This window comes from Acinetobacter sp. YH12219 (assembly GCF_013417875.1).
Classification (GTDB): Bacteria; Pseudomonadota; Gammaproteobacteria; order Pseudomonadales; family Moraxellaceae; genus Acinetobacter; species Acinetobacter amyesii.
Map to the genome: position 1 here is coordinate 15,560 of NZ_VPDC01000001.1, position 20,758 is coordinate 36,317.

Genomic DNA, 20,758 nt, shown 5'->3' on the forward strand with positions numbered 1-20,758 from the left:
TTTTTTATGTAAGTAAAGCAAGGTATGATTGCTAGCTTTGTAATAGCTGTGGTTTGTGTCACCGAATGAATCAAGAATGTATTACAGGTCTAAGTCAGGCTTGGAAAGATATTTGTGATCAATATACTGAAAATGAACATCTTGCAGCATTGCAATTTATCCAAAGGCATGTTGAACATTTAGTTACTGTTTTTTATGAACAAATGTCACGTGAGCCAGAGTCAGCTGAATTTTTTAAAGACGATATCATTCAAAAAAGGCTCATCGACACTTTAAGAAAATGGTTGTTAGAAACGTTTAATGTCGCACTGAATGGTGAATTTGAAAGCTCAGTCAAAAGACAGCAGAAAGTTGGAATGGTACACGCGCGTGTTGGTATTCCGTCATGGTTCATCATGCGTGGTGTACGTGAAATAGAACGTAAAATATTTGAAATTTTAGAGTTAAACCAAACGCAAAATATTCTCCATATGTGCAGTTATATTGTACAAATTACGGGGTTCAGCACAGAAATTATGTGCCGCTCTTATGAGATCAATACAGAAAAAAACCAAGAAACAAAACACAATTATCGCTTATTTTCAGCGATGCAAGATGTAGCAGTGCATAAAGATAAACAACGGGGTTCATTGCTCGACTGGGAAAATGAACTGATGTTTAAAATCTTTTCGGGCAATGTTGGTTTTTATCATCCCTTATTTTCAAAATCAGAGTTTGGGCTATGGTTCATTCATAAAGCGGCATATGCTTTTTCAGGTTCAGATCAGGTTCAACTGATTATTGACAGAATTTATGAAGTGGATCAATTAACCCAGCAAACGATGCAGATGACGGAAAAAGATCAGCTGCAACAGTTGATTCAACAGATTCGTGAATTGAACCGTGAAATTCAGCATCTAGTTGATCAATTGTTTCAGGTGGCTGAATATATTGAGTCTGGCAATGATTCTTTGACTCAACTCCTAAACCGTCGTTATCTCAGTACGATAATTTCACGTGAAATTACCTTTGCGCGGCAAAATGAAACGCCGTTGTCTTTGCTCGCCTTTGACGCGGATTATTTCAAAATGATCAATGATAAGTTTGGTCATGCGGCAGGTGATCTTGCGCTCAAATTTATTGCCGAAGCCTTACAGCGTTATAGTCAAGGTAGCGATTATGCATTCCGTATTGGTGGGGAAGAGTTCTTATTACTCTTGGTGGATACTGGTGTAAACCGTGCGATGAAAATTGCAGAAAATATTCGCCAATATATTGAAAAGGGTTTGATCCGAACGGCACAAGGTCAGCAATTTAGTTTTACCGTAAGCATTGGTTGTGTACAGTATGATGGACATCCTGATTATCAGCGTTTCTTAGATGCAGCAGATCATGCGCTGTATGCGGCAAAAAATAATGGTCGAAACTGTATCCAAGTCACTAAGCATTTGTCGTATATCTAATTCATTCAGAGTATAAAAAACTCCCTTATGTGGGAGTTTTTTTATGGGTAAAGAAGTTTAATGGCGAGATGTGCCGTAATTTAAACTTCAACAACCACATAGTATTTTTTGACGGCTTCGACAACTTCAAACTTGCCCTGAAACGATGGGGGAATAATGCCCGCATGGCCAGCGGAAACCTCGATATATCCACCTTGTTGATCATGAATACGTACTAAACCTTCAAGGATTGTAAAAAATTCTTGTTTATTGGGTGCAAAGACAATATTCCATGCGCCAATTTCACATTGCCAAATCCCGCAGTCCATATTGGGGTGTACATACAGGCTTGCAGTTTCACGTTTAGGATTGCCCTGAACCAAACGGTCTGGGCGAGGGAAGTCTATGCTGTGTTTGGCTTGCGCTAAACCCTGACCGGCAATATATACATCTGACATGATTCATCCTGAAAATAGTGCTTTGCTATCAAAGCAAACGATTTGCGATATTAAAACACAAATAAAAAAAGCCTCAAAAGTTTGAGGCTTTTTTAAAGAGCTGACGCTGAATGTTCTATTAATAGCTTTCAGGCACAGCACTTAAGAATTCACGGCGTTCTTCTTTATTGGTTTTGAAGTCACCGACAAAAGAAACGGTACGCGTTGTAGACTCTTGTTTACCCACACCACGCATCATCATGCACATGTGAGCTGAATCAATAACCACAGCAACACCACGTGCACCAGTCACCTCAGCCACAGCTTCAGCGATCTGCTGAGTAAGGTTTTCCTGAATTTGTAAGCGACGGGCAAACATTTCTGTAATACGTGCGAATTTTGATAAACCTAAAACATTGCCTTCAGGGAGATAAGCAATATGTACACGACCATAAAAAGGTAATAAATGGTGCTCACACAAAGAATAGAATTCAATATTCTTAACCAAGACCATTTCACGGTTATCGGATGGGAAAACCGCATTGTTGGTCACTTCTTCAAGTGTCTGGCTATAACCAGAAGTAAGATATGAAAAAGCTTTAGCAGCACGCATAGGCGTATCTTTAAGACCTGGGCGATTCAGATCTTCACCAACGGCAGTTAGGATATTTGCGTAGGATTGCTGCATAGACATAAGACGTGTTCACTTACACTGAGAGATTGAACAAGGACGGCATTGTAGCAGAAAACTATTACAATGCCTTCTTTTGGAGTTAAATCCGATTATTGTTTAAACTGTGGGTTTTTTTCTGCACGTTTAAGCAGAACCAGTACAGCACCTGTGCCGCCTTGTTTTTCTGGGGCGCTCACAAATGCCAATACATCACGATGTTGACGTAACCAACTATTTACATAAGTTTTTAAAATTGCTTCTGGACCTTTGCCATGCACAATTTTAATGACGTTTTGATTGTCATCTTTCGCCATTTGAATAATTTGCAGCACGGCAGAACGGGCTTCTTCAACAGTGCAACCGTGTAAGTCGACAGCTTCAAACCAACGTAGATTACCAGCTTTCAAATCTTCAAAAACTTTATGTTGTAAGGTTGCAATGCGATAGCTTAAAGCAGCTTGACTGGCAACAGGGTTGAGCATCGCTTGCGTATCAGAAAGTAATGCATCATCTGTTTCCATAGGACCAATTGCAGCAGCACGTTTAGCCAACGTTTGCGCATCAGGTTTTTTACGACCCACTTTTTCCATTTTTGCAATATTTCCTGCATTCATTTTTTGAACACCTTGCATTTGCTTTTGGAAAAGCGCGAAGTCTTCTTCCTGCTCTTGTTCAACAGTCTTTGGCGTTGGCTCAGGCTGTTTAGCAATCGTTGAGGAATGTGGATTCGTAATTTGCTTTTTAAAAGATTTCAGTAGGTTGTACTGATCTTTTGAAAGCGAAGAATCGTGTTTGCTCATAATGAAAAAACGGGAAATATACAAAAATTTAGTGCAATTATAGCCTTAAATGGCACTGATTTGAACTGGAAAGACTTTATATAAAGAAGATCTCTTAATTCATTACAAGTCCTATTTGGGCTTCAAAGTTGAATTAATTAATTTAATAACTTTTTTATTTTTATATTGTTCTGCAAGAGCTAATGCTGATTGTTCTTCATTAAATTTAGAAATACACACGATTTCGGTTGAAGCGCCTTTTTCAAGTAAATAAGAAATTATCTGATATTGATTTAGGCGGATAGCTTTACCTAATGGGGAGCATCTAGTGAAATAATATGTTTGTGGTTCAACTTCATCTACTACAAGTTCATTTATTTTTCTAAGCTTCATTTTTTTAATGAAAGAAATATCTGTGTGCTCGATTGCCGCCATAATTAAGGTGGTATCATAAAATTCATTGTTTTCACCAAAATTTAAATATTCAAGATACAAATTTTTGGCTTTTTCATAATTATCAATATCATTTTTCTGTGTCAGGTTCTTTATCGCATTTTGGAAAAAATCATTCATATCATCAAAATCATTTATTGCTGCATGGAACATGAATAGATTTATTAAATATGGCTCATCAGCTAAATTCTTTTTCAATAAATGAGAATTATCTTTATAAAAAATCTGTTCAAAATGATTTAATTTTTCCATGGAAATAGGGTGAGATTTGATATTGATTGGTTTTGATAAAGAATTTTTATGTCCTTTAGAAATAGAAAAATAGGCTGAATTTTCAATATTCTTGTTTTTAGTATTGATTGAGAAATTAATGACTATTGGTAAGCCTTGATAACTAATGATTTCAATTTGATTCTTATTGAAAACATAATTTTTGCCCTTTAGCACGTGAGTATTTATATTTGGAAAAATTTGATTTAGGTCAATCTGAGCAGCAATGATGCCTTCGGGCATAGTGGAAATATTAAAGTAGAGGATATGATTTTGGTCAATAAGATACGGTGAGCCTGTATACAGAGTTATATTTTTTGCCCAACTTATCTGGTGTAGTGAAACCAAGATTAATGAAATGAATAGAAGAGTAGAAGCAATAATCGACTTCATTATTTTTAATTCTCAATTGAATAAAAATTATAAAAAGGATGTGTAATTTTTTTAATATGGATGCAAAGGAGAAAAAGGGTGAGCGAACTCACCCTACATATTCCATTTATATTTTATCAGGCACACCAAACAGCTCCTTAAACGCCTGATCAGGGCGTGGCTGCTTCATAAAACTTTCACCGACCAAGAATGCATGAATGTCATGTTCTTGCATCATCGCGACATCAGCAGGTGTTGCAATACCGCTTTCTGTCACCAGCAGGCGAGAAGGCTCAAGTAACTTCTTCAAACGTAATGATGTATTGAGGTCAACATCAAAGGTTTTTAAATTACGGTTATTGACGCCTAGTAGACAATTGTCAGAAAGACGCATTGCACGCTCAAGTTCTTCTTCGTCATGTACTTCAACCAACACGTCGAGATTGTGCTCAAAAGCAGTTTTCGACATTTCTTCGAGTTGTTGATCAGACAAACAAGCCACGATTAATAAAATACAGTCCGCATGTAAAGCGCGTGCTTCAATTACACCATAAGGGTCAATTAAAAAATCTTTACGTAGCGCAGGTAAGTCACAGTTCGTACGTGCAATCTGAATGTTTTCATCGGCACCTTGGAAAAAATCCACATCGGTGAGAACAGACAAACATGCCGCACCAGCATCTTGATACTGCTGCGCAATTTCAGCAGGGTTAAAGTTTTCACGAATGGTGCCTTTCGATGGTGATGCCTTTTTAATTTCAGCAATCACCCCCGGACGTTTAGAGCCGAGGTTTTGTGCAAAACCTCGAACAGGTGTAGCTGCTTGAGCTAGCTCTTCGACATCTTTATAGCTACGTTGTTTAAGACGGGCTGCAAATTCTTCTTTTTTACGTTCAACAATTTTACCCAAAATTGTATTGGCGATATCTACCATGATCTGTGTCCTAATCTTAAGCTTCGTATTCTTTTAAAGTTTTCGTAAATTCAGACAAAATGCCCATTTTTTCTAAGGCTTGACCGCCATAGATAATGTCATGTGCTAATGCAACACCTTGTTTATAGCTTTTGGTTAAGCCTGAAACATAAATGCCTGCGCCTGCATTTAGGGCAATCATATTCGCGGCTTTATCACCGAGTGCAGATTTGTTTTTACCTAAAGCATCTTTGATCAATTTTAGACTTTCAGCAGCACTATCTACAGATAGACCCGTTAAGGTTTGCGACTCGATATCTACAGCTTCCGGCTGAATTTCCCATTCAGTGACTTCGCCATCTTTGAGTTCTGCAACATAAGTACTTGATGCAAGGCTAATTTCATCTAAACCATCTTTAGAATGCACCACTAAGACATGTTCTGCACCAAGCTGTTTTAAAACTTCAGCCATAGGACGACATAATTCTGTAGAGAAAACTCCAATCACAAAACGTTTTACGCCGGCCGGATTCGTAAGCGGGCCCAGTAGGTTGAAAATGCTACGGAAGCCCAATTCTTTACGTGGACCAGCCGCATATTTCATGGCTTTATGATGATTAGGTGCAAAGAGGAAACCCACGCCCATTTCACGAATACAACGTTCAGTTTGCTGCATGTTCAGGTCAAGGTTGATTCCTGCTTGTTCTAAAAGATCAGAAGAGCCTGATTTTGATGAAACACCACGACCGCCATGTTTAGCAATGGTTGCACCTGCTGCTGCAATGACAAAACTAGACGCAGTAGAGACGTTAAATAAGTTTTGACCATCACCACCCGTGCCAACGATATCTACCAAATGTGGTAAATCACTGACATCGATTTTGATCGCAAATTCACGCATTACACGTGCTGCGGCAGTGATTTCATCAATACTTTCACCTTTTTGGCGTAAGCCCATCATGAGTGCGCCAATTTGCGCATCGGTCGCTTCACCTTGCATGATGGTACGCATCACTTCTTCCATTTGAGGTTGAGTGAGTTCAATATTTTTCGTGATGTTATTTAAAGCTTGTTGAATATTCATAATATTTTTTGCACTCGATTAAGCGTAAATTTCTAAGAAGTTTTTAAAGATTTGATGACCATGTTCACTAAGAATTGATTCAGGGTGAAACTGCACGCCTTCGACAGGCAATGTCTTATGTTTAACGCCCATGATTTCTTCCATCGTGCCATCTTCTTCATTGGTCCAGCAGGTCACTTCTAAACATTCTGGCAAAGTCGCTTGATCAATCACCAAAGAGTGATAACGCGTTGCGGAAAATGGAGAAGGGAGGTTGCTGAAAATGCCTTGATCGCTGTGATACATGTCAGATAAACGACCGTGCATCACTTTTTTAGCGCGAATAATATCGCCGCCAAAAGCTTGTCCTATGGCTTGGTGGCCTAAACACACACCCAGTAAGGGAATTTTTCCCGCAAAGTGTTGAATCGCAGGAATTGAAATACCTGCTTCACTTGGCGAACAAGGGCCAGGACCAATGACTAAATACTTCGGTTGCCATCGCTCGATATCTTCTAAAGTCACGGCATCGTTACGTACAACTTTTACTTCTTGATTTAACTCGCCAAAATATTGGACGATGTTGTAGGTAAAAGAGTCATAATTGTCGATCATCAAAAGCATGAGCGTATTAACCTTTGAAATTTATGCACTTAAATGTGCTCTGAATAGTCCGAAATGATTCTAAATAGTTGTATATTGACCCAAATATCGTGTGGATATTTTAAATAGAAAAATAGTGAAATATTTAGAATGCAGCCAATCATAGCAAATATTATTCAATTTCTGCTGAACAATTTCGCCAAAGTTCATCGCAACTGAAATCATTTCAATAAATTTTCGACTTATAAATTTGGGATTTAATTTGAACAAGACATTAGGCTGAATTTAAGTGGGTAAAATATGTTCAATTGATATTTTAAAAAGATCTGCTTGATGTCGTTAAAAATAGCAATTCAGGCTCTAGATGGAAAAATATGAACCGTTTTGAAGCAAAATCACCAAAATGGAGCACAATTAATGTAAAGGTAAATTGATTAAAATTAAAACAAAATGGTTAAATTAACGTCGAAAAATGGGTACTTTACGGGCTCAAAAAATCTAAATATCGATTATGAATATAGTGATTACGCTGATTTTTTTCCATCTATAACTAGCTAAACCATTAGTTTCTCTCGTATTTAAATTCGATCTTAAAGCTTTGATAAAATCTCAATGATTTTATCGTTGAAAGCGATTAATCATTTTGGTGCATACTAGTGCAAAACCAAGTTGCACTATTTTGATACACCTGCGAGAAGTTTTTAAACAAAAGTGATGAAGAGTGGCTGAATATGGTGCATTTACTGTTACACACAGTATAATAGTCGAAAAGCAAGGAGTTAAAATCTTCTATTCTGATAAGGAATTCAATATTTTAGCTTGGCTTTTAAAAGTTGGTACGGTAATTGCTTAATAACTACCAACTACTAACACGCACTTCAGTGTGCACAAAAAAATCATCGGAGCAAAATGAGCATGGCGAACAAGGTCCTTCAACTCATCCAAGAAAGTGGCGCAAAATGGGTCGATTTTCGCTTTACTGATACTAAGGGTAAAGAACAACACGTAACTTACCCAGCAGATTCAATCGACGAAGATACGTTTGAAGATGGCAAAATGTTTGATGGTTCTTCAATTGCTGGTTGGAAAGGCATTGAAGCATCTGACATGATCTTACGTCCAGATGCAGAAACTTGTTTTATCGACCCGTTCTTTGCAGAAGCTACAGTTGTTGTGACTTGTGATGTTATCGAACCTTCAACTGGTCAAGGTTATGAACGTGACCCACGCTCTATTGCTCGCCGTGCGGAAGAATACCTAAAATCAACTGGTATCGGTGATACAGCTTTCTTTGGTCCAGAACCAGAATTCTTTGTTTTTGACGAAGTAAAATGGGACATCGATATGTCTGGCGCGCGCCACACATTAATCGCTGAAGAAGCTGCTTGGTCTACTGGTAAAGATTATGAAGCGGGTAACTCTGGTCACCGTCCACGTGTGAAAGGTGGTTACTTCCCAGTCCCTCCTGTTGATTCTTCACAAGATATGCGTGCAGATATGTGTGCAAAAATCGAAGATATCATGGGCCCAGGTCGTGTAGAAGTACATCACCACGAAGTTGCATCTTGCCAGCTTGAAATCGGTGTAAGCTTCAACACTATGGTTCGCAAAGCGGACGAAGTTCAACAGTTCAAATATGCTGTTTGGAACGTTGCTCACCAATATGCTAAAACTGCTACATTTATGCCTAAACCAATGGTTGGCGATAACGGTTCTGGTATGCATGTTCACATGTCGATCTCTAAAGACGGCAAGAACTTGTTTGCTGGTGATGAATACGCTGGTCTTTCAGAAATGGCGTTGTACTTCATTGGCGGTGTGATCAAACACGCTCGTTCATTGAACGCAATCACAAACCCATCAACTAACTCGTACAAACGTTTAGTTCCACATTTCGAAGCACCGATTATGCTTGCTTACTCAGCACGTAACCGTTCAGCTTCTATCCGTATTCCTTACGTTTCTAGCCCGAAAGGCAAACGTATCGAAGCACGTTTCCCAGATCCAATGATGAACCCGTACTTAGGTTTCGCTGCACTTCTTATGGCTGGTCTTGACGGCATTCAAAACAAGATCCACCCAGGTGAAGCTGCTGACAAGAACTTGTACGATCTTCCTCCTGAAGAAGAAGCTAAAATCCCTACAGTGGCTCATAGCTTAGATATGGCGCTTGAAGCTCTTGCAGCTGACCATGATTACCTTCTTAAAGGTGGCGTGTTCACTAAAGAAATGCTTGATGCCTACATCGAACTTAAAACTGAAGAAGTTCGTCGTCTTAACACGACTACTCACCCAGTTGAATTCGACATGTACTACAGCTTGTAATTCTGTACAGAATTTCACTGTAAAAAGACCCGCCTTGTGCGGGTTTTTTTATGAGATGGGTTAAGATAATGCAAAGATTTGAATGAATATCTAAACATGGCAAAACCACGTAAAAAACATACCGGTTTTTTTCCTTGGATTGATCCAGCGGATCAAGCAAAGGGATTTAAACTCAACTTCTCAGAAGTGACTTATTTGGAAGTGGGGCGGACCGTTGAAGGTTATAAGCAGGCTGAATTTGTCGAACTGAAAAACCCAGAGCTAGCATTGGAGTTTGATTACCCTGAAAATTTTTATATTACCACCGAAGGACTAGTTCTGATTAAAACGCCGCAAGGCAAGTTTGAAGCCATTGCCAAGACAGATAACTTTTAATTCAACACTAAAAAATTGAACTGAAAAAATGACCTACAACGTCGCAGGTCATTTTTTATTGAATATCTAGAAATTTGCCAATCGTCATTGCAAACCATGCTGTTTCAAATTGTCGATTTCATAAGGCGCATCTTCGGCGGGGTAGCGTAAGTTTTCTAATCCTTTTGTTTTGGCAATGGACCAAATTACACTTTCACCCGCAGGGATGTTTTGGCTGTGCTGTGCATATAACGGGTCTTGCAGGGCGCGCTCAGCTGAAATAAATGTCCAGCCATGCTGTTGAAAAGCAGTAATGGCATCCTTTAAAAATGCGGCATTAATGGCATTTACATGTAAAAGCAAAACATGCTGCGGTGAACGTTGTAAAGTGAGCTGCGCAAGCTGGTCATAATAATCCGCTCGGTGAAGCAGGTGAGCAATATACGCTTGTTTTAGACGCTCTAATTTGTCAAAGTCTTGCTGTTTGGCATAGTCGAGATATTTCCGGTTATAAAACCAGTCACTGGCATCAATACTCACACCGCCAATGCGGTATTGATGCTGCTCTAACCAGTGATAGACAGCATCACGTTTTTCAGCGTTATTACCTTCTTTTAAAAATGGATAACGGTAAATACGGATGTAATTCGGCAGCGTTTTTAGCACTGTATCTGCCTGTTCAATGCTGTGCAGATAATCGTGTACAGTGACATTTTCTTTATTCAGATTTTGGTGCAGTGCACTATGATTGCCAATCAGATGGCCAGATTGTCCCCACGCTTGAATCAGTTGTTTACCTTGATAATCGCCAATTTTAATCAGGCTAGGGAAGACAATAGTTTTGATTTGTTGATCATGCAGATGTTTTAAAATTTGGGCATTGATTTGTTCCGCTTGTGCGTTAAACACTGGATTTAATCCATCATCAAAACTGAGTGCAATAGATTTTGCTTGAACCGTGATATTGGCACAAAGTAAAACGAAAAAAATAAAAACATGTAGCGGGTAAAATGGAAACATTATGCTTGTGTAATTTAGTGGTTATCCACGACATCATACTGTGTATGTGAGGTTTGTGTTGATTGCAAATGTAATGAAGTACTTAAGCCGTTTTGTTTTGTTCATTTTACTGAAAACAAGCTATGGGTCATGAAAAACTATATTGAGTTGGTTACACTAAGGATTCGCTATACTCAGCAAATGGTTATAAGGGAAATGGAATATGCAGCGTCAAGCATGCGAAATGCGGGATAAAAGAATGTCTCCTGAATTAAGAACATGGTTGTATGCTTCGGGTTCATTAACTCAACAATTAACAGATTTTGCCCAAGGCGTATTTAAGGTTGAGCCAAGTATTGAGCAATTTCAACGTATGACGCTTCAAGATGCACGGTGGCTACAAATGCCAATACAGCACACAGCTTGGGTACGTGAAAGTTATTTATATGGCTGTGAAGCTGAGCCGTGGGTCAAGGCAAAAAGTATATTTCCAATCCTCAGTATACAAGGCCGTGCGCGGATTTTTCGGCATATTGGTAAAAAACCCATCGGACATTTTTTATTTCAACGGACCAATCCGAAGTGTGAGCGGCGTGTATTGTGGCTAGACGATGGTTGGACACGTCAGAGCTGTTATACTTGGCATGGTTGTAAATTTATAGTTCAGGAAACTTTTTTAGCGAGTTTTGAGCAATATTTGCAGAAATAACATTACCAGATGAAGGACAGTCATGGCCGTGGTGCAACAGATTACTTGGCAGCAGCGTTTAGAAGCTTATTACTATTTATGTCGCTTCGATAAGCCAATTGGCACGGAACTGGTTTTTTGGCCAACCATGTGGGCACTGTGGATTGCCAATCAAGGAACACCGCAATTCAGTATTTTGATTCCCATGATTTTGGGCACGATATTTATGCGTGCAGCAGGTTGTGCGATTAATGACTTTGCTGACCGTAAAGTCGATGGTGCTGTGGAAAGAACCAAGCATCGTCCTTTAGCCACTGGAGTGATTAGTGCTAAAGAAGCCATATATGTGTTCTTGATCTTGGTACTTGCTAGCGCATGTATGTTGTTCTTTTTACCGATAGAAACTTTTTATTGGTCCTTTGGGGCATTGTTTTTAGCGTTCATTTATCCCTTTATGAAACGCTACACGCATCTGCCACAAGTATTTTTAGGTGCGGCATTTTCATGGTCGATTCCTATGGCTTATACCGCTGTGGGGCAAACACCTGATTTGACTTGCTGGTTATTGTACTTTGGTAATTTGGCGTGGACCGTTGCGTATGACACACAATATGCCATTACTGACCGTGAATATGATTTGAAAATTGGCGTGAAATCGACTGCGATTTTATTTGGTAAATACGATATTGAAATCATTTCTTTATTACAGGCGCTAAGCATTGTATTGATTGGTTCTGCGTTGTATTTAGAAGATCTCTTGATGCCATTTGGTTTAGTTGCAATGTTGGCTGTGGCTGCCGATTTTATTTACCAATGGACTAAAACTAAAGACCGTGATCCGCAGTTATGTTTTTGGGCGTTTCGCCATAACCGTTGGGTAGGGTTTATGATTTTTATTGGAATTTTTATGGCATTGGCTCTTTAATGTCATTGATCTGAAACTGTTTAAATTGAACTAAAGCATCCTATTCGGGTGCTTTTTTTTATGCATTAATAAAAAGGCATGTAGTTTCATGTTTAAAGAATAATGATGAAAAAGGATATTTTATGAAACGTTCAAAAATAGCATTAGCTTTGACAGTTGCAGTTTCTATGCTGTCTTTAACCGCGTGTAATGACGATGATAATGACTCATCATCTTCGAATCAAAAATCAACATTTGTGTCTGAAGCAAATTATGCTTTCAATACAGTAGACAATACATCGTCCATTAAAGTCATGACCTATAACATGACAAATGTACAGGGGAAAGCAGCGACTGCAACAGCCTTGGTGTTATTTCCAAAAGCTACACAACCTAAAGATGGGTATCGCGTTGTGGTGTGGGAGCATGGGACAGTCGGAGCAGGAGATGAGTGTGCGCCAAGTAGAAATGTAATTCATCCACGTTTTAAAATTCTAGCTAACACGCTTATGGCGGCAGGTTATGTAATTGTGGCACCAGACTATGAGGGTTTAGGAACCAAGGGGGTTCATCCATACCTTAATTTATCGAGTGCGGCAAATTCGGCGCTTACTGCAGTTAAAGCGGCAAAAGAACATTATGGTAAGCAACTCAATGGTCAGTGGATGTCGATTGGTCAATCGCAAGGTGGTCATGCATCCTTAGGGACGGCGGAATTTGCGAATACCGATACTAATTATAAAGGTGCAGTAGCAGCCGCACCTGCGTCGAGTTTAGGCACGATTATTAAGATCTATTTAGATCCAAAACTAAATGTTGATGCAAATGGTCAACCTAAACCCCATGGATTGAATAGATTGGATGAACAGTTGGCACAAGTGCGTTATGCACTTAGTATGGGGCAGCTTTCGGAGGTTCAAGCACAAGCTTTAATTGATCAAATTGCTGATGGCTATGCTGAGCTTTTGGCATATGCAGCATTGACCAGTTCGGGTATTAAAGCCTATGAGCCAAATTATGATTTAAAAAATATCTTTACTGCAGATGCTGGTGTTATTGCAGAAAAAGCCTATGGACGTACAGGGGATGATGGTGCATGTTTAAGTTATGCCGATCTAAATGGCGCAAATGGTTTGCAAGAACAGTTTAAAGCAGCTGTGATTGAATTCTTAAAAGATCCAACGCATACGGTTTCACAGTATGGAATTGATTTGAATAAAATCGATACCGATCCTGTTGTTCAGAAATTTTTAATTGACAATCAGCCAGCGACAAATGCTACTGCTGCCAAAGTAATTAAAGCGCCTGTGTATATTATTCAAGGTGCAAATGATCAGGCAGTTATTCCTGTGGTTACGCAAGCGCTATTTGCAAATATGAAAACACAAGCGAAGAAGTATTTCCCAGATGCAAATTATGCTGAAGGTTATCAATTAGACGTTGTGCCAAATGCAAGTCATACACAGGCAATTATCTGTAGAAATGCGCAAGCGGTCGAATTTATTCAAGCTAAAATGTCTGCAGGTACAGGTATTGTCTTAACCAATGAGCAAAAAGATGCAAGCCAAAGTCCACATTGTAAGGGGGTAGCTGCTTCAAGCTAAGCTTTTTCAATAATAAAAAAAGGAGCATGTCTCCTTTTTTTTGCATATTGGATTATTAATCATTCAATCCTTAAAAATGAGGGGCACAGTTAGTTCGAGCAAAGAATGTTATGAAGACTTGAGCGAATTTTGTTTTTTGCTATATTGTGCGTCGAATTATTTATGTAAATGAAAGAATCGTTATGTCTGAAGTAAAGCCAAAACCCAATACCAAAAAGATGATCATTTTGATGGCACTTGGGCTATTGATTCCTATATTTTTGGTCAGTATGGCTTTTCTTGCAGTCAATAGTGATGCCAAAAACCAAGAAAAATATAAGCAACAACAAGCTGAAATGATTGAGCGCATTAAAGCAAAAGAAGCACAAGATGAGGCTTTGGCTGCTGAGGCTGACCAAGCAGTATCGGAAGTGCTGGCTGCTCAAGAGTCAAATGCTCAGTAAAATTCTGCTTACATTATGGATGTGAATGCAATGCGCATTCACCCAATGTTTGATTGTACTTTACGTATTTAACAACTATTTATTTACATCATGCCTGAGCGTGTGAACTGTTGGAATGTTGGTATAGCGGATTACACGGTAGCCAGCTTCTTCAAGCATTGCATCACGTTCAGCATCTTCTTGCTCTTTGCCTATATGACTGGGGTCATCCAGTTCGATTATCACTAATACATTATAAGTTTGGTCAAGTATGACAAAATCAGTGACTTTTCGATTAAATCTATTTCTGATTTTGTAATTTTGAGTGGTGATCAGTGCGCTAAACGCCACTTGTGCTAAAATGTGGTAGTCCGGAAATGCTTCATTTAAACGATGAAACATCTTACTTTCAAAGGCAGTGATTACACGACGTGGGAAAAACTTTTGTTTGCTTCTAAACAGTCTCGGAAAGACTAAGCAGACAAGGGCAAAAGTTGCCAAGCAACCAATAATAAAAAATATGAACTGACTTAGATCTGGCACGGAATAAACTACATATATGAAAAAAGCCCACGTCATGATGCGTGGGCTTTTTAGAATTTGGCTCTCCAACCTGGGCTCGAACCAGGGACCTGCGGATTAACAGTCCGTCGCTCTACCGACTGAGCTATTGGAGAATCTGCACGCATTCTATGGGGCAAATGCAGTGAGGTCAAGTCAGAATTGCAAAAAATAAGGAAATTTAGGCTGAATGTATTAAATATAAACACCTTTAATATAAAGCGTTTTTAAAACTTAAGCTCTGACTATTCTTTCTAATGTGGTCGGAGAGCTAAGTGAATAGCTTAGGTCATAGAGCAAGTTATACTTATCTTAAAACAAAAGTCAGAGCATAAAAAAAGCCCACGACATAATGCGTGGGCTTTTAGAATTTGGCTCTCCAACCTGGGCTCGAACCAGGGACCTGCGGATTAACAGTCCGTCGCTCTACCGACTGAGCTATTGGAGAATCTGAAACGGATTCTAAAGATGTATGGCAGGGTGGTCAAGCCTGATTTAAATAAAATACAGAAAATTCAAATTAAGTGTTTTAAAAATAGCCGAATCCGACAACTTGGTACATATACGGATACTTTTAGGAAAGCAAAAACAAAAAAGTAGGTATGCTTTGTTAAATAGTTGGCGATAAAAAACCCACTTCGCAATGAGTGGGTTTTTTAGAATTTGGCTCTTCCACCTGGGCTCGAACCAGGGACCTGCGGATTAACAGTCCGTCGCTCTACCGACTGAGCTATGGAAGAATATATGGCTCTCCAACCTGGGCTCGAACCAGGGACCTGCGGATTAACAGTCCGTCGCTCTACCGACTGAGCTATTGGAGAATCTGATGCGCATTTTAGGGATGAAAGCTAAAGCGGTCAAGTAAAAATAAAAGATAAAGCGCTTAAATGTTTTTTTATTATCCAAAGATGAGTTTCTTGCTTATTTATTGATTATTTTAAGCTTTTGTTGCGTTAAACCCTATCAGAATACTTTAACAATTATAGTTAATAGAGTGATGGATGGAATGGTGGATAAGGTTGCGTTAGATCGCTATTCTAGTTCTGAACATGCTGAGAGAAGTATGTACTGTCATTTCGGATGACCTTTATTATATTGAAATAGTTAATAATTAGTCAGTAAATTCCAGTTTTTTTAATTAATTAGCAGATTTTTTTAATAATTTTTAGATAAAAAAATCGTCTAAGTACACAAGTGGCTTAGCTTCCTGTATAAGAACTAGGCAAAGTTTCATTGTTTTATGAAATGGTATTGAATATTTACAAAAGTAGTCTAAATTCAGTATTTTTATAAAATTTAAAAATTTATTTTTTAAACAAGGATTTATATGCTTCACCTTAGAAGAAAATTATTCCCTTTAACTCTTTTATCTATTTTATTAGTCGCATGTGGTGGAGGGGGAGGAGAAAGTAGTCCAACGTCATCAGAAACATCTGTACCGAAGCCTATTGAAGAAACTACTGTACTAAGTCCAGATTTGACGCATGGCTATTTTGAAATTGAAAATTCTGGCATTGCTAATCACTCAACCATCAAGTTTTCACCATTTCACACAGATAGTGTGATTGAAGCATCTGCTACAAACAATAATATGTGGGATTTAGAAATTCTTACACCAAGCAATGATTTGTCTGCCCATATTAATAATTTGGCGGGTCTTTATTTTTATCCTAATGACGATAAAGTTGGAGTTTTTAGCTATTCAGAGAATGATAACGGGTATCTGAGAGTTCAATGTCAAAATTCATGCAGCGATACATTTTCTTATAAAATTGAAAAGCAGAGTAATGGTAAAACTTACTTTATTATAGACGCAAATGGTTCTATAGCAGGACGTTTAAATAATATTGGCTTTGCATCTACAGCTAAAATTAAGGGCTCTGTTAAGTTTGAAGTAAATTCTGATTGGCCAGTGTGGAACACCAAACGATTTAATGAATATCATGCGGAATCAGACTTAGTTGTTAATGGTAAACCTGCAACAATAGAAAAATTTTTGGATTGGAAAACTAGTTCTGTTTTAAGTTTTACGACCGATAAAGAATACTATTTTAATTTTAATAATCCTGTGGATCTTGATCACGATAGATTTATCTTAACAGAGGGGAATTATTTCAGTAATGAGCAACCTAAAGATGTGCACATATATAAGGGATACTTCAATCGAGATTTTATATTAAATACAGATTATGAAAATGGTATAACGACCTTTAAATTCATCAATAACTTATTTACTAACCCTATTGAATATATTGCTTCTCCAGACTTAAAAGTATCTGGAGGTTTTGTGAAAAAAATTCCTTATGGTCAAGTCATTGCAGGAGATGAAGTTTTTAAAATTGATGAAACTGTTTCAGCAGTTGCATATGCAGAGAATGAAAGTAAATATTATCGTTTTATGAGTCGAGATAAGCAATCTGATCTAGAGTTCACAGTGAAATACGATACTATAACTAAAAATGTAAATGTAGCTTATCAAAGACCACAGAAGGGTCAATTAAATGTGAATATCTATCTGAAATGGAACTGTAAATTGACGAATAATCATTGTAGTGGTGTAACTGTCAATGATTCAGAGGGAACTATAGAATTTAAAAACGTGCAGTTAGATGATGGTCGTCTAATAAATGGCAAGTTTGGTCATTTAGGCGTAAATGATCTCTTAAGGTAATAATTGCGTAGTTATACTCTCAAAAATATAACTATGGTAATTCTCCTACAATTAATTTAATACATAGTATTTGAAAACACCTTAATTTTAATAAATTTCAGAATCTTGTGTTGGGAAAGGCCATACCTACGGATTTTAAATTTTTAAAATGTTTAACATGCAACATGTGTAATAAAAAATCCTTGTTGCATAACTTTATTTAATTTCACTTGAACTAAAACAAGAAAAAGTAGTGCTTATATATTTTTATAGATTTTAAAATTGTTAAGCCCATAAAAAATCACCCTAAAAGGGTGATTTTTTTGACTTTTGAATAAGTTTTAAAACTTATTTTTCAACGCCAGCAGCTTGACCTGCATATTTAGCGTTTGCATAGTCCCAGTTCACTAGGCTTTCTAAGAAAGTAGAGATGTATTTAGGACGAGCGTTACGGAAATCGATGTAGTAAGCGTGTTCCCAAACGTCGATAGTCAACACAGCAACTTTACCGTGAGCAAGTGGAGTGTCAGCATTTGAAGTTTTAAGGATAGAAAGGTTGCCGTTTACTTCGTCAGCAACTAACCAAGCCCAACCTGAACCGAACTGAGTTGCAGCAGCATTTGCAAATTCTTCAGCGAATTTTTCGTAAGAACCAAAAGCTTCGTCGATTTTAGCTGCTAAAGCGCCAGTAGCTTTACCGCCACCGTTTTTAGCCATACAGTTCCAGTAGAATGTGTGGTTCCATACTTGAGCTGCATTGTTGAAGATACCAGCTTTAGAAGCATCGCCTTTAACAGCAGTGATGATTTCTTCTAAAGTTTTGCCAGCAAGGTCAGTACCTTCAATTGCTTTGTTTAGGTTAACCACATAAGTATTGTGGTGTTTGTCGTGATGGTATTCTAAAGTTTCTTTGCTGATGTGCGGAGCAAGATCTTCGTAACCGTAAGGTAACGCTGGTAAAGTAATCGTTGTCATGTTTTCAATTCCTTGCATTTTGCTGGGTTTTGACATTAAGTGCCGTTATTGTAATAGATTCTTGCAGTAAAATGCGCATTGCTTATAAATAACAATACAGAATAAAGCCTGAAAATATACGTATAAGGACTGAGCCAAAGACCAGAACGATTTAAATTAAATCGGGTTGTTTAATTCGAAATAACTATACTCAATATTGAACTGTTCTGAAATAGCTTTTGCGAGTCGTTGTACACCATATCTTTCAGTTGCATGATGTCCGCAGGCATAATAATGCACATTTAATTCTTCAGCTTCGTAAAAAGTACGTTCACTCACTTCACCTGAAATGTATGCATCACAATCTAATGCAGCGGCTTTGCCAATAAAGTCTTGTGCGCCACCCGTACACAAACCAATTTTTTGAATCGATGGTTTATCTGCCGGCAGGTGAATGACATCAAATCCTAATTTTTCAGAAACGAAGTCTTTAAACGCCGCTGGAGTCATTGCTTGTTTTAAATAACCAACATTACCAATAGGATTGCGCTCAGTAGGATCTAAGGCTTCAATATTCTCTAATTCGAGCAAATTTGCTATCGCTGCATTATTACCTAAAGTAGGGTGACTATCTAAAGGTAAGTGATAGCCAACTAATGAAATATCTTTTTTGATCAGGCTTTTGATTCGTTTGCCACGCATACCTGTGATTGGGTAAGCTTCACCTTTCCAAAAATAACCATGGTGTACCAATAGCAAATCAGCTTTTGCTGCTATCGCGGCTTCAATCGCTGTTTGTGACGCGGTAACTGCACATAAAATTTTATGCACTTCTGCTGAGCCTTCGATTTGCAAGCCGTTGGGAGCATAGTCCTTAAATTCATGTGCTTTGAGTGTGCTGTCACACCATTGAATAATTTCACTTAACTGAGCCATATACTGTCCAAAATCTCAAAAAGATGCATCAAAATTTACGATTGTTTAAATTGTAACTAAAGAATCACAAATCTCTGTGTTTATTTATAAATTTGTTGAAAAGATTACATTACAATACGATATAAATTATTTAGCCATCAATGAATTATAAAATTTAGAGGATATAGACGTGCGTCGGACCTTTACATGGTTACCTTGGGTATTATTAATACTTGTGATCATCGGTTTCTTTACATGGCAACAGGTTCAAAAACCTAAAGCACCCATTGCCCCAGATGGGGTTAAAATGCCTGCAGAAAAGGTTGAGCCCCTCATTGATACGTCGCGTAGAGGCGGTGTAGTTTCGTATAGTGCTGCGGTAAAAGTTGCTGCTCCAGCGGTTGTCAATATTTTCACTACGCAAAAAGTGAAACAATTGGATCATCCTTTATTAAATGATCCGGTTTACCGTGAGTTTTTTGGTAATCAACTTCCAGATCAAACCAATCAAAACGAAAATAGTTTAGGTTCAGGTGTGATTGTTCGTCCAGATGGCTATATTTTGACGAATAACCATGTGATTGCGCAGGCCGATCAGATCGTTGTGGCTTTACATGATGGTCGTCGTGCTGAAGCGAAAGTTGTGGGTACAGACCCAGATACAGACCTAGCTGTGATTAAGATTGAAATGAGTCAATTACCGGTTTTGCCATTTAAGCTAAGTGGCAATGAAGTCGGTGATGTCGTCCTAGCGATTGGTAACCCTTTTGGCGTGGGTCAGACGGTTACGCAAGGGATTATCTCAGCTACAGGTCGTTCAGATTTGGGAATCAACACTTACGAAGACTTTATTCAAACAGATGCTGCGATCAACCCCGGCAACTCTGGTGGTGCTTTAATTGATGTTGCAGGGAACTTAATTGGTGTAAATACCGCGATCTTCTCGCAGTCAGGTGGCTCTTTGGGGATTGGTTTTGCCATTCCTGCAAAAGTGTGCCAACAAGTGCTGAACGCTATTTTAAAAGATGGGCGAGTGGTACGTGGTTGGTTAGGTATTAGTTTACTTCCAATTAAACAAGAAAATATTTTAGATCCACGGGTGAATGGCGTGATTGTCGCAGATGTCATTCGCAATGGACCTGCAGCACAAGCAGGTTTAAAACGTGGTGATAAAATCATGAAAGTGAATAATGAGCTAATTACCTCGACTTCGCATTTAATCAACTACGTTGCACAACAAGCGCCATTGAGCACTATGCAAATTGACATTGAGCGAGATGGAAAGGCGATGACATTGCCGGTACAAGTGGGAGAGCGTAAACCGCAAACTCAAAACAGTGACTCGCAATATATTCCATTACCCCGCTAGCATAGAAAATCCCTCTTCATGAGGGATTT

At 38.4% G+C, this 20,758-nt stretch carries 20 protein-coding genes and 4 tRNA genes; 9 read left to right on the top strand and 15 right to left on the bottom strand.

Annotated features, from left to right (window positions below):
- The first annotated feature begins 65 nt into the window (after nt 1–65).
- On the top strand, nt 66–1,442 hold the full coding sequence (locus FTV04_RS00065; RefSeq protein WP_180088031.1) for a diguanylate cyclase: 1,377 nt from the start codon (nt 66–68) through the stop codon (nt 1,440–1,442).
- An 80-nt stretch (nt 1,443–1,522) separates the two neighbouring features.
- Here the strand turns inward: FTV04_RS00065 and FTV04_RS00070 are convergent, their stop codons facing one another.
- From FTV04_RS00070 to FTV04_RS00100, 7 genes are all read right to left on the bottom strand, one after another.
- Nucleotides 1,523–1,879, bottom strand: coding sequence for a cupin domain-containing protein (locus FTV04_RS00070; protein ID WP_180003198.1), 357 nt, complete (start codon nt 1,877–1,879; stop codon nt 1,523–1,525).
- Between the two features lie 118 nt (nt 1,880–1,997).
- Nucleotides 1,998–2,546, bottom strand: coding sequence for a GTP cyclohydrolase I FolE (gene folE / locus FTV04_RS00075; protein WP_171262632.1), 549 nt, complete (start codon nt 2,544–2,546; stop codon nt 1,998–2,000).
- Between the two features lie 95 nt (nt 2,547–2,641).
- The gene (locus tag FTV04_RS00080) at nt 2,642–3,331 is read right to left on the bottom strand and encodes a Smr/MutS family protein (protein WP_078191970.1); all 690 of its coding nucleotides are present in this window, start codon (nt 3,329–3,331) and stop codon (nt 2,642–2,644) included.
- A gap of 111 nt (nt 3,332–3,442) precedes the next feature.
- On the bottom strand, nt 3,443–4,426 hold the full coding sequence (locus FTV04_RS00085; RefSeq protein WP_180088033.1) for a hypothetical protein: 984 nt from the start codon (nt 4,424–4,426) through the stop codon (nt 3,443–3,445).
- A 106-nt stretch (nt 4,427–4,532) separates the two neighbouring features.
- Entirely contained in the window at nt 4,533–5,339 is an 807-nt protein-coding gene (trpC, locus tag FTV04_RS00090; protein ID WP_180088035.1) for an indole-3-glycerol phosphate synthase TrpC, read from the bottom strand.
- A 16-nt stretch (nt 5,340–5,355) separates the two neighbouring features.
- Complete coding sequence (gene trpD / locus FTV04_RS00095) at nt 5,356–6,402, bottom strand: anthranilate phosphoribosyltransferase (protein WP_168379163.1); 1,047 nt, start codon at nt 6,400–6,402, stop codon at nt 5,356–5,358.
- A gap of 18 nt (nt 6,403–6,420) precedes the next feature.
- A complete protein-coding gene (locus FTV04_RS00100) occupies nt 6,421–7,005 on the bottom strand; it encodes an aminodeoxychorismate/anthranilate synthase component II (RefSeq protein ID WP_078190263.1) in 585 nt (194 codons plus the stop codon).
- An 888-nt stretch (nt 7,006–7,893) separates the two neighbouring features.
- On the opposite strand from FTV04_RS00100, the gene glnA reads away from it, so the two are divergent.
- Both glnA and FTV04_RS00110 read left to right on the top strand, forming a co-directional pair.
- Entirely contained in the window at nt 7,894–9,309 is a 1,416-nt protein-coding gene (gene glnA, locus FTV04_RS00105) for a type I glutamate--ammonia ligase (RefSeq protein WP_171319222.1), read from the top strand.
- A gap of 96 nt (nt 9,310–9,405) precedes the next feature.
- Nucleotides 9,406–9,684, top strand: coding sequence for a hypothetical protein (locus FTV04_RS00110; protein WP_180022633.1), 279 nt, complete (start codon nt 9,406–9,408; stop codon nt 9,682–9,684).
- An 84-nt stretch (nt 9,685–9,768) separates the two neighbouring features.
- Here the strand turns inward: FTV04_RS00110 and FTV04_RS00115 are convergent, their stop codons facing one another.
- Nucleotides 9,769–10,683 (bottom strand): polysaccharide deacetylase family protein, encoded by a 915-nt coding sequence (locus tag FTV04_RS00115; RefSeq protein ID WP_180022632.1) that lies wholly within the window; start codon nt 10,681–10,683, stop codon nt 9,769–9,771.
- A 202-nt stretch (nt 10,684–10,885) separates the two neighbouring features.
- Here FTV04_RS00115 and FTV04_RS00120 point away from each other — a divergent pair, with 202 nt between their 5' ends.
- The 4 genes from FTV04_RS00120 (at nt 10,886) to FTV04_RS00135 (ending at nt 14,301) form a co-directional block, all read left to right on the top strand.
- Nucleotides 10,886–11,371: a chorismate lyase gene (locus FTV04_RS00120; RefSeq protein ID WP_180022631.1), complete on the top strand. Its 486-nt coding sequence runs from the start codon at nt 10,886–10,888 to the stop codon at nt 11,369–11,371.
- Between the two features lie 22 nt (nt 11,372–11,393).
- Nucleotides 11,394–12,275 carry a 4-hydroxybenzoate octaprenyltransferase gene (gene ubiA / locus FTV04_RS00125; RefSeq protein WP_180084131.1) on the top strand — a complete coding sequence of 294 codons (882 nt, stop codon included), beginning with the start codon at nt 11,394–11,396 and terminating at the stop codon, nt 12,273–12,275.
- A gap of 122 nt (nt 12,276–12,397) precedes the next feature.
- Nucleotides 12,398–13,858, top strand: coding sequence for a S9 family peptidase (locus FTV04_RS00130; protein WP_180088037.1), 1,461 nt, complete (start codon nt 12,398–12,400; stop codon nt 13,856–13,858).
- A gap of 182 nt (nt 13,859–14,040) precedes the next feature.
- Complete coding sequence (locus FTV04_RS00135) at nt 14,041–14,301, top strand: hypothetical protein (protein ID WP_168379169.1); 261 nt, start codon at nt 14,041–14,043, stop codon at nt 14,299–14,301.
- A gap of 75 nt (nt 14,302–14,376) precedes the next feature.
- On the opposite strand, the gene FTV04_RS00140 is transcribed toward FTV04_RS00135, so the two are convergent.
- From FTV04_RS00140 to FTV04_RS00160, 5 genes are all read right to left on the bottom strand, one after another.
- Complete coding sequence (locus tag FTV04_RS00140; protein WP_218949870.1) at nt 14,377–14,859, bottom strand: DUF2726 domain-containing protein; 483 nt, start codon at nt 14,857–14,859, stop codon at nt 14,377–14,379.
- Nucleotides 14,860–14,881: 22 nt separating this feature from the next.
- Nucleotides 14,882–14,957 (bottom strand) — tRNA-Asn (locus FTV04_RS00145).
- Between the two features lie 256 nt (nt 14,958–15,213).
- Nucleotides 15,214–15,289 (bottom strand) — tRNA-Asn (locus tag FTV04_RS00150).
- A 216-nt stretch (nt 15,290–15,505) separates the two neighbouring features.
- Nucleotides 15,506–15,581 (bottom strand) — tRNA-Asn (locus tag FTV04_RS00155).
- 5 nt (nt 15,582–15,586) lie between these two features.
- Nucleotides 15,587–15,662, bottom strand: a tRNA-Asn gene (locus FTV04_RS00160).
- A 506-nt stretch (nt 15,663–16,168) separates the two neighbouring features.
- Between FTV04_RS00160 and FTV04_RS00165 the strand changes: the two genes are divergently transcribed.
- The gene (locus FTV04_RS00165; RefSeq protein ID WP_180022628.1) at nt 16,169–17,512 is read left to right on the top strand and encodes a hypothetical protein; all 1,344 of its coding nucleotides are present in this window, start codon (nt 16,169–16,171) and stop codon (nt 17,510–17,512) included.
- A gap of 327 nt (nt 17,513–17,839) precedes the next feature.
- On the opposite strand, the gene FTV04_RS00170 is transcribed toward FTV04_RS00165, so the two are convergent.
- Together FTV04_RS00170 and FTV04_RS00175 are read right to left on the bottom strand one after the other, a co-directional pair.
- Nucleotides 17,840–18,466, bottom strand: coding sequence for a superoxide dismutase (locus FTV04_RS00170; RefSeq protein ID WP_078192384.1), 627 nt, complete (start codon nt 18,464–18,466; stop codon nt 17,840–17,842).
- 156 nt (nt 18,467–18,622) lie between these two features.
- Nucleotides 18,623–19,381 (bottom strand): Nif3-like dinuclear metal center hexameric protein, encoded by a 759-nt coding sequence (locus FTV04_RS00175; protein ID WP_180004814.1) that lies wholly within the window; start codon nt 19,379–19,381, stop codon nt 18,623–18,625.
- A gap of 169 nt (nt 19,382–19,550) precedes the next feature.
- Here FTV04_RS00175 and FTV04_RS00180 point away from each other — a divergent pair, with 169 nt between their 5' ends.
- A complete protein-coding gene (locus FTV04_RS00180) occupies nt 19,551–20,729 on the top strand; it encodes a trypsin-like peptidase domain-containing protein (RefSeq protein ID WP_180088041.1) in 1,179 nt (392 codons plus the stop codon).
- The last annotated feature ends 29 nt before the right edge of the window (nt 20,730–20,758 follow it).